The 14233-nt window shown below is 36.3% G+C and carries 14 protein-coding genes and 3 pseudogenes; 15 read left to right on the top strand and 2 right to left on the bottom strand.

Annotated features, from left to right (window positions below):
* The 12 genes and pseudogenes from ACQKMD_RS03810 to ACQKMD_RS03865 form a co-directional block, all read left to right on the top strand.
* Positions 1–405, top strand: a pseudogene (locus ACQKMD_RS03810) (CsxC family protein); the annotation flags it as partial.
* 934 nt (positions 406–1339) lie between these two features.
* Positions 1340–2572, top strand: a complete 1233-nt coding sequence (locus ACQKMD_RS03815) for an acyl-CoA dehydrogenase family protein (RefSeq protein ID WP_427749629.1) — start codon at positions 1340–1342, stop codon at positions 2570–2572.
* On the top strand, positions 2572–3348 hold the full coding sequence (locus tag ACQKMD_RS03820) for an SDR family oxidoreductase (RefSeq protein WP_427749631.1): 777 nt from the start codon (positions 2572–2574) through the stop codon (positions 3346–3348). Before ACQKMD_RS03815 ends, ACQKMD_RS03820 begins: the two co-directional genes overlap by 1 nt.
* Before the next feature lie 19 nt (positions 3349–3367).
* Entirely contained in the window at positions 3368–3928 is a 561-nt protein-coding gene (locus tag ACQKMD_RS03825; protein ID WP_427749633.1) for a TetR/AcrR family transcriptional regulator, read from the top strand.
* A gap of 11 nt (positions 3929–3939) precedes the next feature.
* Positions 3940–4995: a phosphotransferase family protein gene (locus ACQKMD_RS03830; RefSeq protein ID WP_427749635.1), complete on the top strand. Its 1056-nt coding sequence runs from the start codon at positions 3940–3942 to the stop codon at positions 4993–4995.
* A gap of 78 nt (positions 4996–5073) precedes the next feature.
* Positions 5074–6078, top strand: a complete 1005-nt coding sequence (locus ACQKMD_RS03835; protein WP_427749637.1) for a GTPase — start codon at positions 5074–5076, stop codon at positions 6076–6078.
* A gap of 367 nt (positions 6079–6445) precedes the next feature.
* A complete protein-coding gene (locus ACQKMD_RS03840) occupies positions 6446–7066 on the top strand; it encodes a hypothetical protein (RefSeq protein WP_427749639.1) in 621 nt (206 codons plus the stop codon).
* A gap of 79 nt (positions 7067–7145) precedes the next feature.
* On the top strand, positions 7146–8168 hold the full coding sequence (locus ACQKMD_RS03845) for a S66 family peptidase (protein WP_427749640.1): 1023 nt from the start codon (positions 7146–7148) through the stop codon (positions 8166–8168).
* Between the two features lie 171 nt (positions 8169–8339).
* A complete protein-coding gene (locus ACQKMD_RS03850; protein ID WP_390393524.1) occupies positions 8340–8531 on the top strand; it encodes a hypothetical protein in 192 nt (63 codons plus the stop codon).
* A 123-nt stretch (positions 8532–8654) separates the two neighbouring features.
* Positions 8655–8975, top strand: coding sequence for a PadR family transcriptional regulator (locus tag ACQKMD_RS03855; protein WP_427749642.1), 321 nt, complete (start codon positions 8655–8657; stop codon positions 8973–8975).
* A complete protein-coding gene (locus tag ACQKMD_RS03860) occupies positions 8972–9994 on the top strand; it encodes a DUF4097 family beta strand repeat-containing protein (protein WP_427749643.1) in 1023 nt (340 codons plus the stop codon). The genes ACQKMD_RS03855 and ACQKMD_RS03860 overlap by 4 nt, the downstream gene beginning before the upstream one ends.
* Before the next feature lie 121 nt (positions 9995–10115).
* Positions 10116–11009, top strand: a complete 894-nt coding sequence (locus tag ACQKMD_RS03865; RefSeq protein WP_427749645.1) for an NAD-dependent epimerase/dehydratase family protein — start codon at positions 10116–10118, stop codon at positions 11007–11009.
* 164 nt (positions 11010–11173) lie between these two features.
* Here the strand turns inward: ACQKMD_RS03865 and ACQKMD_RS03870 are convergent.
* Positions 11174–11517: pseudogene (locus tag ACQKMD_RS03870) on the bottom strand (NUDIX domain-containing protein).
* Positions 11518–11803: 286 nt separating this feature from the next.
* Here ACQKMD_RS03870 and ACQKMD_RS03875 point away from each other — a divergent pair.
* The 3 genes from ACQKMD_RS03875 (at position 11804) to lepB (ending at position 13537) form a co-directional block, all read left to right on the top strand.
* Entirely contained in the window at positions 11804–12409 is a 606-nt protein-coding gene (locus ACQKMD_RS03875; protein ID WP_427749647.1) for a lysophospholipid acyltransferase family protein, read from the top strand.
* 119 nt (positions 12410–12528) lie between these two features.
* Complete coding sequence (locus tag ACQKMD_RS03880) at positions 12529–12801, top strand: helix-turn-helix transcriptional regulator (RefSeq protein ID WP_427749649.1); 273 nt, start codon at positions 12529–12531, stop codon at positions 12799–12801.
* A gap of 199 nt (positions 12802–13000) precedes the next feature.
* Positions 13001–13537: a signal peptidase I gene (gene lepB / locus ACQKMD_RS03885; RefSeq protein ID WP_427749651.1), complete on the top strand. Its 537-nt coding sequence runs from the start codon at positions 13001–13003 to the stop codon at positions 13535–13537.
* A 162-nt stretch (positions 13538–13699) separates the two neighbouring features.
* On the opposite strand, the pseudogene ACQKMD_RS03890 reads toward lepB, so the two are convergent.
* Positions 13700–13874 (bottom strand): annotated as a pseudogene (locus tag ACQKMD_RS03890) (IS5/IS1182 family transposase); the annotation flags it as partial.
* Between the last annotated feature and the right edge of the window lie 359 nt (positions 13875–14233).

Genomic DNA, 14233 nt, shown 5'->3' on the forward strand with positions numbered 1-14233 from the left:
TCTACTAATGCGTGTCAAGGTGTATTACAAGATCGAATTGTTGAAGTACCGTTTTCTGGATTCGCTGAAATTACAGCAGGTGAATTCTTAAGTTTCCCTGTTATTGGTGTTTCTGATAGTAAAAAAGCGTATTTCTTAAACGACACTAATGGTGAAGTACCTCGATTGGACAAAAACTTCTTCCAAAATTCTGTGACATACAACGAACAACCATATGGGGAATTAATAGGTGCTAATTTCTTTGAACTTGACTTCTCTCCAGTTACTGTTGCACCAGAAGGTCAGTTTGGAACATTACGTGAAAAAATCGTTATGGATGTTATTGTGAAAGTGTTACAAGTTCAACAACATCGTGTAACTTCAACGAGAATCATACCAACTTTTGATACTGGTCTTGAATGTTAAATTGTACACACAATTTAATATAAACGAAATTAATGTGATTATCTCCTCAATCATAATGAGTTGAGGGAATTTTTATGTAATGAAAAAACGTATGAAAAATGTATATTTTCATACGTTTTTTTTGTACGGTTTTTAAAGATTTATCACTTTTTTTATACAATAACATACATAATATATATGAAAATGAATGAAATGAGGGATTGAGATGGCCAAAGAAAAGAACATGCAGCCATTGCGCAAAGGCAGAAATTGAGGATTTTCGGTGGGCACTCTCCAAGTATGCGAGCGCCGAGTCGCTTCGTCGCTACGCTCCTGCAGGGTCTCGACTGTCTCGCTTTCCCCGCAGGAGTCGAGCGGACGCTTCTCCAAACCGATAAAATGTTGCATTCTAATTTTCTATTGACTCATTCAATTAAATAGACTTCAGACTGTAGACAATCGGAAAAAGCGAGTTTTCTACAGTCTTTTTATTTGTATACGAAATAAATCAGGTTTTCCGAAGCTTACCACTCGCTTTCCGCGGGCGAGCGCCGAGCCGCTTTGCAGGGTCTCGACTGTCTCGCTTTCCCCGCAGGAGTCGAGCGGACGCTTCTCCAAACTAATAAAATGTTGCCTTCTACTTTTCTATCTACTCATTCATTCTTATATTTAAAAGAAAGGATTAACTTGAGGTGATGGGGAAAGATGACGAGAAACCCAATTCATGAACGGTACCAATTAAAGGTAGCTGGAAAGAGTTCCATCAAACTGCCTTTTGAATTCAATCTTAAGCTACTGCAATTAATGAAGTATCTTTTTTTACCTAAAATTGTTAATTAAATGCTTGCAATCTATTTATATAAACGATATGGTTTTAATATGAATGAATTTTCAGTCATTTAACATACCGACCGGTTAGTATGTAAGTTGTTAATCAATAAGGGGGCTTATGGTGATGGATTTTTCATATTCAGACAAAGTAATAGCTTTACAACAGAAGTTAACAGCGTTTATGGAGGAATTTGTTTATCCAAATGAACAAGTGTATGCGAAACAGTTACAGGCACAAGACAATCGCTGGTCAGAGATTCCACCAATTATGGAAGAGCTAAAGCAAAAAGCAAAGGATCAAGGATTATGGAATTTGTTTTTGCCAGATAGTGAGTATGGGGTTGGTTTGACTAACTTAGAGTATGCTCCACTTTGTGAAATTATGGGACGTTCACTTATCGCACCTGAAATTTTTAACTGTAATGCACCGGACACAGGCAATATGGAAGTACTCGTACGATACGGTACAGAGGAACAAAAAAAGCAGTGGTTAGAACCATTATTAGCTGGGGAAATTCGCTCTTGTTTTGCGATGACGGAGCCAGACGTAGCTTCAAGTGATGCTACTAATATTGAAGCAAGTATCGCACGAGATGGTGATGAATATATATTAAATGGACGGAAATGGTGGACGACTGGAGGCGGAGATCCTCGCTGTAAAGTTGCCATTTTCATGGGGAAACATAAAAATACGTTAGCTCCAATTCATGAGCAACAATCAATGATATTAGTACCACTTCACACACCAGGTGTAAAAATTGAGCGTATGTTATCGGCATTTGGTTATGATCATGCACCCGAAGGCCATGCAGAGGTGACGTTTACGAATGTAAGGATACCTGTAGAAAATATTCTATGGGGTGAAGGCAAAGGTTTTGCTATTGCTCAAGGAAGACTTGGACCTGGGCGAATTCATCATTGTATGCGTCTAATTGGAGCGGCCGAAAGGGCTCTTGGAGAAATGTGTATACGTGTGCAGGAGAGAACAGCTTTCCATCGGACATTAGGGGAGCAGGGGGTTATTCGTGAGCGTATAGCTGAATCTCGTATTGATATTGAACAAGCTAGATTACTAACGTTAAAAGCCGCTTACATGATGGACACTGTTGGCAATAAAGAAGCGAAGGCTGAGATAGCTATGATCAAAGTAACAGCGCCAAATATGGCACTCCGTGTCATTGATCGTGCTATTCAAGCATTTGGAGCGGCTGGGGTGAGCTCAGATTTTACATTAGCAGCACAATGGGCAAACTCAAGAACTTTGCGATTAGCAGATGGACCTGATGAAGTACACCGCAATCAAATTGCGAAAATTGAGTTGAAAAAACATGTCTCTAAAGTAAAGGAGAGAGTGTAATGAGTGTAATGGATCTGTTTAGCTTAAAAGGTAAAACGGCGATTGTCACTGGAGGAGGACGAGGATTAGGCGTTCAAATTGCAAGAGGCTTTGCAGAGGCTGGAGCTAATGTCGTGCTATGTTCTCGAAAAGTTGCAGCTTGTAAAGAAATGAGTGAAGAGCTTAAGACATTTGGAGTGCGTGCGATTGGACTGGCCTGCGATGTGACAAACCCCGATGATGTGAAGAATATCGTTTTGGAAACTGTGAAGCAATTTGGTTCAATTGATATTTTAGTAAATAATAGTGGTGCTTCATGGGGGGCGCCGGCTGTTGAAATGCCTTATGAGGCATGGCAAAAGGTGATGGATGTCAATGTAAATGGGACATTCTTAATGAGCCAAGCTGTTGGTAAAGTAATGATTGAGCAGAAGTCTGGCAAAATCATCAATATTTCTTCAGTTGCAGGTGTTGCTGGAACGCATCCAGATTTTATGGATACAGTTGGCTATAACACGAGTAAAGGTGCGGTTATTACGTTGACGAAGGATTTAGCAGCAAAATGGGGAATGCATAATATAAATGTTAATGCCATTGCACCAGGGTTTTTCCCGACGAAAATGTCTTCTGTATTGATAGAACGTGGAATGGATTATATTATGGACGCGACTCCGCTACAGCGATTAGGATCAGATGAAGATTTAAAAGGAGTAGCATTATTTTTAGCTTCGAAGGCATCCGATTATGTAACGGGTGATGTTGTGATGGTTGATGGTGGGATGAGCGCTGTTATTTAAGTAAGGGGTTTTGACAAAGGTGAAAGACGATATTATTCGAATGAGTATACAATTATTTGAGCAAAAGGGTTTTAGCTCTACATCAATTCAACATATAACACAGGCGCTTAATGTGACTAAGGGGACATTCTATTATTATTTCTCGAGTAAAGAAGCGCTATTAATGGATATTCATCAGTATTATATTGATGATTTACTTCTTAGGCAGCAAGAAATTATAAAAAGTGAAGGCAGTTTTACAGAACAACTTACTAGAATTGTAGAAATGCTTATTTTTGATATTGGACGGCAAGGTTCTTATGCACGAGTCTATTTTAGAGAAATGCGTCATTTAAGTGAAGATCATGCTGTTATTGTGAAAGAGAAGCGCCGTTTATTCCGTATACGAGTTGAGGAAATAATTGAGCAGGGTCAGGCTATAGGAGAGTTTAAAGTGGGACTCGTGCCAAAGCTTACGGCGTTTGCAATTTTAGGAGTAACTAATTGGAGCTATGAGTGGTTTGATTCTGATGGAGATATCACTTCAAAGCAGTTAGCAACTCAATACACGGCATTTATTTTACAGGGCATTCAAAGCTAGGAGGTTTTTCCATGGTACAAGATACGATACCTATGCGTAGTGGTGAAGAGCTGAATATTAAAAAACTTGAAATGTTTTTACATGCCAATTTAAAGAGTTTACCTGAAGGGAATCTTGTGGTTCGCCAGTTTGGTACAGGGCATTCTAATTTAACATATGTGCTTACAATTGGAGAATGGGAGGCCGTATTACGAAGACCTCCATTAGGTCCTGTGGCAGAGAAGGCACATGATATGGAGCGAGAATTTAAAGTGCTGTCCTCATTGCACCCTGTATTTCCTGTTGCTCCAAAGCCGATTATTTATTCAGATGACATGACGATTATCGGTAGCACTTTCTTTATTATGGAAAGAAGACTAGGTGTGGTCTTAGACACAGAATTTCCTGAAGGTACGACAGACCTAGTCATGATGGCACGTAAAGTATCTGAATTGATGGTTGATCAGTTAGTGGCATTACATGCAGTTGATTATAAAAAGACAGCACTTACAGGAATGGTAAAGCCTGATGGTTTTATGGAGAGACAAGTTCGTGGATGGATTAGTCGTTATGACAAGGCGAAAACGTCTGATATAAAAGAAGTTAATGAGTTAACAACATGGCTAATTGAGCATATACCTCAATCTAGTGAATCGACAATTATTCATTATGATTATAAGTTGAATAATGCAATGTTTTCAAAAGAGTATGAGGAAATGGTCGGACTATTTGATTGGGAAATGACTACAGTGGGCGATCCGTTAGCAGATGTTGGGGTAGCACTTAGTTATTGGATGCATGTGGATGATCCAACTATGATGTTATATGGTTTAGGTGAGCCACCGATTACGGTAAAAGAAGGATTCTATTCACGTCAGGAATTTATAGCTCGATATGCTGAAAAGAGTGGACGAGATGTATCTAATATCCATTATTATTTAACTTTTGCTTATTTTAAATTAGCCGTCATTTGTCAGCAAATTTATTATCGTTATTATAATGGTCAGACGAAAGATACACGGTTTGCACATATGGGTGATTTTTCAAAAGTACTTATAAAACAAGCATTCAAAAGTACAGAAAAGTAAAAAGTTTGCATTTTTAAGAGGTCTGATATAGCTTTAAAATATGAGAATTATTGTCCAGCCTTCAGGAGGTTATAACAGATGAACTCAAATCAACCTTTTACAGATGCAGAATTTGATCGTATTTTTGAAGAAAAATCAGAAGAAATTAATGCCCAACTGAATCGGGAAATTTTGCTAGCCATGATAGGTGATGTAAATGCCGGAAAATCCTCAACGGTAAACAAATTAATGGGTAACGATGTGGCACCAGTAGGCGCAAACCCTGGTGAAACACAACAAATTAGAAAGTATATATACAAAGATAAAATTGTTTTCGTCGATACTCCAGGACTTGATGATATTAAAAGTGAAAACTCTGATATAACGATGAGTTTCTTCCATGAAGCAGATGTCGTGTTATTTTTCCTTAATGCAGCAGGTACTGTACTTTCGGAAACTGAGCTTGCTTCACTAAAGAAAATAAGTGCGGTAAATAAAGACATAATTTTAGTGCTCAATAAAATTGATGCAGCTGATGATATACCGAGCCTTGTGAAATATGTACAAGATCATACAAATTATGAGTATCCCGTGACACCGATTTCTTCTCGCACGGGTGAAAATATGTCTATGTTACAAGAGAAGATACTTGAACTTTTAGAGGTCAAAAAAAAAGATATCTTGATGGCTTCCCATATGGCCGATAAGTCAGCTACTGCGAAAAAGTGGATTTTAGGCGCGGGTGCATCGGCAGCGGCAATTGGCGCAGTACCGATTCCCGGAGCTGATTTTGTCCCTCTAACAACTCTGCAAGTAGGGATGATGCTGAAATTATCTACGCTTTATGGAAAGCCTATCTCTAAAGACAAGGCAAAAGAAATGATTATCGCAACGATTGTTGGAAATGTTGGCAAAACAATCTTCCGACAAATTGTAAAATTCGTACCAGGCGCAGGTACTGTAGTAGGTGCTAGTGTAGCAGGTGGAATGACAATTGCACTCGGATATGCAGTGAAATACGCATATGAAAATAATATGGACATCAATTCAAAAACGCTAAAACCGCTATATGAAACTTTTTTAAAAGAACAAAAGAAAAAGTAATAATACATGCTGTGCTATAAATCTGTAAAGGATAGGTAGCACAGTTTTTTTGTTTAGGAATAGTTGGCGAGTATTTCGTTCGCACTCGCACTATTACCACAAGCGTTGGAAGATGAAAAGTGGGTGGCGGAGCTTTGGAAATGCTTTTCTAAAGCCATTGCTACGTTGTTCATAGGGCACTTTAGCAGTAGCTTTCTCATTCAATAGTAGGAAAGAGATTTCATCCAATTGATGGTATAACTCAACGATATTATTCAAGTATGCTGAAAGTATCGATTGGAGGGACTGGAATGATTATTCAAAAAATAAATTTGCATAGTTCTAAAGTTCTAATTTAGAAGAAACAAAGGGTTTTTATGTAGAAAAATTGGGTTTTGAGCTTTTAAATGAAAGTACTAATTGTTTTGAAATAGCTGTTGGTACAAGTGTTTTAGAATTTAAAGAATATGAAGCGGAAGGTACTCCATTTTATCATTTTGCATTCAATGTACCTGGTAATTTGTTTATAGAAGCTAAAAAATGGATCATGCAGTTAGTATTTTTAAATAATGATGAAGAGGGTAATGATGAGGTACATTTTGAATCAGCTAAGGCTTACTCATGCTATTTCGAAGATCCTTCGGGGAATATTGTTGAGCTCATTTCACGTTATGGCAGTTCTCCACAAACAAAACTAACCAGTTCTTTTTCTGCGAAAAATCTATTAAATATTAGTGAAATAAATATTACAACAGATGATACTTTGACTGTCGGTAATGAATTGCAAAAACATGGCATCGTATTAACCGAGGAACCGTTAAATCCTAATGCTTTGAATTTTTTAGGCAAAAGGGAGGAAGGTGCCTTTCTTTTATTAGGTCCTACAAAGAGACAATGGTATTTTTCGACGAAAGAAGCAGAAAGTTATCCACTGGAGATTATTTTAGAAGATGGCCGATTTATTCAGGTGAATAAACAGGGTATCGTTTTAAGTGGGTTTAAATATTGACCTTAAAAAGGCTGCCAAGGCAGCCTTTAAAAATTTCGTATTAAAGTTAATAAAAGTGTTTAGATAGGAGGTTATATTCATGACTATTATTAAACCGAACAGATTAAAAGAAGGTAGTACAATTGGAATTATTGCACCATCCTCAGGTATAGCTGCGCTTTGTCCAAAACGTTTCCAAAGAGGAATAAAAGCTCTAGAGAGAATGGGATATCACGTAGTTGTCGGTGGGCATGCGAGCGAAATTGAGCATTATATGGCAGAATCAGTAGCTGGAAGGTTGGCAGATTTACATCAGATGTTCAGTAATCCGAATATCGATGCAATCATTACAACAATTGGTGGAACTTGTTCACATCAGCTATTAGACAAAATTGATTATGAATTGATAAAAAATAATCCAAAAATCTTTATGGGTTATAGTGATATTACGGCTTTACATAGTGCTATTTATGAAAAAACAGGACTCGTTACATTTTTAGGACCAGCAATTTTACCTCAGTTCGGTGAATTCAATGGATTGATGGATTATACAAATGATTATTTTCAAAAAACACTGGTTGAGTTAGATACTGTTGAGATTAATAGCTCGTCATACCGTGTATCGGAGTCATTATCTTGGGACAAGAAAGATACGAGGGAGCGCGTTAAAAAAATTAACTCGGGTATGCAAATCTTCAATCAGGGAGAAGCCATGGGTAAGATTATTGCAGGTAATGTTGGGGTTATGTTGCTTTTAGCAGGAACAGAATACTTTCCAAATGTGGATGGAGCAATTCTATGTTTAGAAGATGATGAAGGTGAGTGTCCAGAATCAATTGATCGCTATTTTACACAACTCAGACATATGGGAATATACGATAAAATTTCTGCGTTAGTCATAGGTCGTTTCCATCCATCGGTAGGTTTTGGGGAAGATCATGATAATGGGTTATTGCAAGCTATTTTACAACGAGCTACAGAAGGATTTGATTTTCCGATTGTTTATAACGCTGACTTTGGGCACACGGATCCAATGTGCATTTTACCAAACGGTATTCCAGCGTCAATCCAAGCAAATGATAACAAAATTGAATTTCGACTTTTAGAGACGGCTGTACAATAAATAATGTTAAAAAGGTGTATTCGTTGATCAAAAAGAAAGGTAATTACTTTAACAAAAATTACGGAGTATATTGTTGTGAAGTATTAATTTCTTTTTGTAGCAGATTCATATTTATCGTGGTACTATCAAAATAAATAAGACTGAAATTTTCAAATAAAGAGGCGATGTAATTTGTTAAAAGGTTTACCATTATACATGGTGTTAATCGCTGTCGGCTCTCTTAGTATCACATTTGGTATGACACGTAATTTACCTTTGACGATGCAATGGATATTACTAATTAGCGGCACGACTTTGAACATCATTAGCTTAATAGGACTTTTTATATTTTTGGCAAAGCAAGACTCGAATAAAAAAGCATAACTGTTACAAAAGCTATCTCACCATGAATGAGGTAGCTTTTTTGTTAAATTCAGTACCTTGCAATGAATAATAGACATATGTTATAGTACTGAATAATAAACAGTAGTGAAGGGAGGAAGCTAAATGAACGTTCAGTTTAAAAAGGGTGTTTTAAATTTATGTGTATTGGCTTTGCTTGAAAAGCAAGATTATTATGGATATGAGCTAGTGCAGGCTATTTCACATCAAATTGAAATTTCCGAAGGCTCTGTTTATCCATTGCTTCGCCGTCTCACGAAGGAAGGCTACTTTACCACTTATTTAAAGGAATCAACGGAAGGACCGCCACGTAAGTATTATCAGATTACAGGGCTGGGTTTAACTTATCTAGAAGAATTACGTCAAGAATGGGATTCATTTATCACTGGAGTAAATCATTTAATCCATGAGGGGGATATAAAATGAATGAGGAACGTTATTTACAAGCACTAGAAAAAGAGTTGGATTGTTTAAAGCAAGAAGAAAGACAGGATATTATTCGTGATTTCCGTGAGTATTTTTCAAATGGTCGAAGTGAAGGGAAATCGGATACTGCAATCATAGATGCTCTTGGTACTCCATCACATATTGCTGAGGAATTATTGAAGGCCTATGGTGAAGAAGATATGAAGGTAACGGAGGAACAGCCTAAAGGGGAATACTTTACGAAAGTTAGTATAGAGGCTGATTTTGCAGACTTAGATATTATTCCATCACCTGATGATCGCGCATATGTGGATATGAAAGAACAACTAAGCAATAAACTGATTTCAATGGATATTGTCGGAGATACATTGAAAATCGTTATTAAAGAGAAGAAAAAGTGGTTCGCATTTGGCATTATTTTAACATTTGGAAACGCGCCTAAAGTGACGATTAAATTACCTAAACGTATGTATGATATGATTCGCGTTGATAACGATAATGGTACGACAAAAGCAGAGCAATTACATGCTGTTCTAATGCATATTGAATCGGATAATGGCAGAATCTTATTAACAGATAGTGCCGCGACCAACTTACATGTTGAAACTGACAATGGTCGTATTACACTAAAGGATGTTCAATGCAAGACATTAACGGGTGAGACGGATAATGGTCGTATAGAGTTACATCATGTACAAACAGAGAAGGTTAAGGTTAAAACAGATAATGGTCGAATTGACATACAAGAAGTAACAGGTACCATTGAAGCAGAAACAGATAATGGTTGTATTGAAGCTTTTATCCCTATTATCACTAAACCTATCTCATTGGTAACTGACAATGGAAGCATTCAATTATACGTAAAAGAAAAACCAGGAAATGCTACGATTCAGACTAAAAAAGATATGGGTAAAAGTATAATTTTCGGTGAGAAGACGAAAAAAGTAATTTTGGGGAATGGTTTATTACCAATCTTCTTAAAAACAGATAATGGTAGTATTACCGTTGCAGAAAGATAATAACTAGCCTCCTGTGCAGAATGTACAGGGGGCTTTGCTCTGGTAAAAAAATATATAAATGACGCAATATTTGATAAAATAAGAATGGTAGAAATTTCTTGTTTCATAAGGGGGAGAGATTATGAAGAAAATTTTAGTATTAGGTGGCACTCGTTTTTTTGGCAAGAGATTAGTTGAATTATTAGTGAAGGATGGACATGATGTAACAATTGCTACACGTGGAAATTTAGCCAACCCATTCGGTGATAAGGTAAAACAAATTACAGTAGATAGACTCAATGCAAAAGCGCTTAAATCAGCAGTAGGAAATGAACAATGGGATATTGTATATGATAATATTTGTTATTCACCAGATGATGCAGCAGTAGCTTGTGCTATCTTTGATAAAAATGTAGTCCATTATATTTTCACATCGACATTATCTGTTTATCCAGCAGATGGGGTAGCTAAAATAGAAGAAGATTTCGATCCGTATAATTATCCGATTCAAATGGGAGATCGAAATGCATTTTCATATGGGGAAGGAAAGCGTTTAGCAGAAGCTGTATTTTTCCAAAAAGCAACGTTTTCGGTAACAGCGATTCGATTCCCAATTGTAATTGGCGAAGAGGATTATACAGAAAGATTACTTTTCCATGTTGATCATGTGAAAAATGAAGAAGATATAGGAATCGTTAATACAGAAGCACGTATGTCCTTTATCTCATCTGATGAAGCAGGTTCTTTTTTACGATGGGTCGGACTAGAGCATGTTACTGGGCCAATAAATGCGACACTAAAAGGCACTTATTCATTAGCTGAAATGTTAGAAATTATTGAAGAAGAAGTCGGAAAAAAGGCGATTGTTTCAGCTGAAGTGGAACAGGCAAATGTTTCTCCTTATAATATTCCAAATTCATGGTATATGGAGACATTAAAAGCAGAATCAGCAGGGTATACATTTACTACATTGAATAGTAGTTTTCCACAACTTGTCCACAAACTTGTCCAAGAGATACATCACAAAACCATTTAAATAAATTATCGAAATGAAAGGAGCTACTTTTTTACAAGTGGCTTCTTTCATTTTTAAGTATATAAATCTATTTTTCTGGAACTATAAATATATGTAAAGAATCTATGCTGAATGCGACTAGGAGTTGAAAACTATAGTTGAAATGATTTTACTAATCATTGTGATTAACATTTCTTATATGACTTTAACAACGCTACGGCTGATTTTGTACCACTTTCAATTGAAAAACTTGTGAATTCTTCTCCATTTCCAGTGCCAAATTTGCCATCTATGATTTGAGCTATGAAATAATATTGTATACCATTGAATGGAATAGTTGTGAGCAATTCTCCTAGCCTGACTTGGACACCTAGCTCTTCAAATGTTTCTCTAAGCGCTGCTGCTAAGTAGTTTCGCCTTGTTCGATTCCGCCCCCAGGGAAAACATAATATATACCATGACCTTTATTTCTTTTCAATAAAGCTACTTTTTCTTCTCTTGTAATGACTGTTGCAGCTCGATTTCGCATAAAAATACCTCGTTTAACTTAAAATGTTTGAAAAAACAATTAATTTTTACATTTTTTTGTACATTGGCTACAAATTTTATAAATATAGATTACAATAATAGGTAGGGGAAAGTAGAATTATGGATTCAATGTATGAGCCACCTATTCGTTGCTATTGTTTGAATAAAATTTCTTTTGTAGATACTATCTCTAGTATAGGATATTAGGGCTCTTCAAAATAGTAACAATCGTAGTAAATGAATATCGCTGAAGATAGATATTAATGGAGTAAGTAAGGAGTAGAAAAGTGTATAGATTTGTAGGTCTTTTTGTAGTGAAATTTTTAGGTTTATTTAATAAAGTAAAAGTTTTTGACAAGCATCATGTGCCAACAGAGGGTGGTTATGTTATAGCTTGTACTCATACAGGTTGGATTGATATTTTGAATCTTGGTGTTTCTATATACCCGAAACCTATTCACTTCATGGCTAAGAAGCAACTTTTTGATCATAAGCTATTAGGCTGGTTTATTACGAAGATGAATGCTTTTCCTGTAGATCGCGATAATCCAGGCCCAAGCGCAATTAAAGTACCAATGAAGTTGTTAAAAGATGGTGAAGTAGTAGGGATCTTCCCAAGTGGAACACGAAATGCGGAAGGAAACTCTCTAAAGCAAGGTGCGATTACAATTGCTCAATTATCAAAAGCACCCATTGTACCAGCTGCATATATTGGGCCGAATACACCGCATGAAGTGTTTGCCCGTGAAAAGGGCTACCTTATTTATGGTGAACCCATTTATATTACGGCTAAAGGTAAAGCTGGAAGAGAAGAATTTACGCATCTTCTTGAAGAACAATTAGCTACGTTACAGAAGAAGCTAGAAGAGAAAATTGCTCATGACGCTAGCTGATTTTCATCAGTTAGTGACTATAAAACATCATAGAGTATATCTACTTATTGCGGGGGCAAATCAACTTTAAAGTGCTAAAAAGAATCGTTAATACACAATTTCTTTTAGGGGTGGAGCGTATGGTTACTGTTGATTTTTATGAAAAAGACGAGAATGTTGGAGGTAAGTCTCCGTTAGAAGTAATGGCCGAAAAGCGTAGTCAATTGATTTTCAAACAAAGAATGTCAGTTGGACTAACGCAGTCTGAATTAGCCGTACAGGCAAATGTGACACAGAAGACGGTAAGTCGAATTGAACGTGGAGATACAAAAGTACGTGAATCGACTTTGCAGAAGGTTTATGATGTTTTGGGGATAACGGAAGAACATCTTATTGTATTAAAGGATTATTGAAATACATAAGGAACATTATTTCATGTGCCATATCAGCTATGATATGGTGCTTTTTTAGGTTTAATTACGTACAAAAAAGGATTTAATAGTTGTTTTCAAAATAGTTGTTGTGAAAAAATTGCGTTAATGAGATGGTAGATGGGATAATATAACTAATGTTAAGCTAAAATGAAATATCTTTAGTAAGGGGAGAATTTAAGTGGAAAAAAGTCAAAAGAGAGAGCTACTTTCATGGTTACGTCCCATTCTCATTGCTGTAATTATCGCTGTTGTTTGTCGCCAGTTTTTAATTGCGCCTATTACAGTTAAGGGAGAGTCAATGGAGCCAACATATGTCGATGACAATAAAGTGTTAGTAAGTAAATTAAGCCGTATTGAAAGGTTTGATATTATTGTATTTGATGCGCCAGACTCAGATGAGAAATATATAAAAAGGGTAATTGGCTTACCCGGTGATCATGTGGCAATGAAAGATGACATTCTTTACATAAATGGCAAAGCATATGATGAACCTTATTTAGATGCGAAGAAAGAAAATTTATTGGAAGGCCAATTTACATATGATTTTACATTAGAAGAATTGACTGATGAAAAAATAGTACCTGCCAATAGCTATTTTGTTCTTGGAGATAATCGTTTGGAAAGCTCAGATAGTAGGGAATATGGCTTTATTTCGAAAAAAGCAGTGAAGGGAGAAGTAAAGCTTAAGTTTTTCCCTATATCAATATCTAAGTAAAGAAATAGTAATAAATTATTTTGGATGTAAATTGTTTTATTAAACTATCAAAGGAAGGCACTGGAAAATTTACGTTTTTAAAATGTAATGTTCTTCAATAGAAACACCGGCACTTTTTGTTCGATTTTGAACAGAACGTGCCGGTGTTTTTTGGTTTTTCCCTTATTCTTCATTTAATAGCTTCAAGATACGTTTCAAATTTACCGCAAATATTGGAAGTCTTTGAATTTTTCCGTTTCTTAAAAGCTGCTTGCTCTTCATGTTCGGTTGATTTTATGGAAACTGAATACGTTTTGCTTTTGGCACCGTCTTTATAACAGCCATCTTTAAAGGGGCAGGTGTGAAACAGAAAGAATGAAACACTCAGAAAAACGATAAAACTAGTTGATTGCAGTACAGGCGGCGAATCCTTGGGGAACTAGCGAACATCTTAAGACCCCGCAGGAGCGTTAGCGACGAGGAGGCTCAAGGTTCGTCCCTAGGAAAGCGTCCGCCGGAACGGAAATTAACGGCATCGAAGAAAAAGCCAAGGCAAAAATTCATTTTATGGACTTTTTAAAGAAATTCCTTTAAAAAATAATAAAAAACTATTTATATATATTTGTATGTATCAAATAATTATAATAGATATGGAATATACATTAAAAACGGTAGTGAAAAAGCTGGGTAAAGAAAGTGGAAACAAGCGAGTGGTTA

This window comes from Viridibacillus sp. NPDC096237 (genome assembly GCF_050278625.1).
Lineage (GTDB): Bacteria > Bacillota > Bacilli > Bacillales_A > Planococcaceae > Viridibacillus.

What these genes read in the sequence shown, in the direction of transcription:
- ACQKMD_RS03835 (WP_427749637.1), top strand. Translation starts at nt 5,074, where the DNA reads ATGAACTCAAATCAACCTTTTACAGATGCAGAATTTGATCGTATTTTT.
- ACQKMD_RS03880 (WP_427749649.1), top strand. Translation starts at nt 12,529, where the DNA reads ATGGTTACTGTTGATTTTTATGAAAAAGACGAGAATGTTGGAGGTAAG.
- ACQKMD_RS03830 (WP_427749635.1), top strand. Translation starts at nt 3,940, where the DNA reads ATGGTACAAGATACGATACCTATGCGTAGTGGTGAAGAGCTGAATATT.
- ACQKMD_RS03855 (WP_427749642.1), top strand. Translation starts at nt 8,655, where the DNA reads ATGAACGTTCAGTTTAAAAAGGGTGTTTTAAATTTATGTGTATTGGCT.
- ACQKMD_RS03865 (WP_427749645.1), top strand. Translation starts at nt 10,116, where the DNA reads ATGAAGAAAATTTTAGTATTAGGTGGCACTCGTTTTTTTGGCAAGAGA.
- ACQKMD_RS03820 (WP_427749631.1), top strand. Translation starts at nt 2,572, where the DNA reads ATGAGTGTAATGGATCTGTTTAGCTTAAAAGGTAAAACGGCGATTGTC.
- ACQKMD_RS03845 (WP_427749640.1), top strand. Translation starts at nt 7,146, where the DNA reads ATGACTATTATTAAACCGAACAGATTAAAAGAAGGTAGTACAATTGGA.
- ACQKMD_RS03815 (WP_427749629.1), top strand. Translation starts at nt 1,340, where the DNA reads ATGGATTTTTCATATTCAGACAAAGTAATAGCTTTACAACAGAAGTTA.
- ACQKMD_RS03860 (WP_427749643.1), top strand. Translation starts at nt 8,972, where the DNA reads ATGAATGAGGAACGTTATTTACAAGCACTAGAAAAAGAGTTGGATTGT.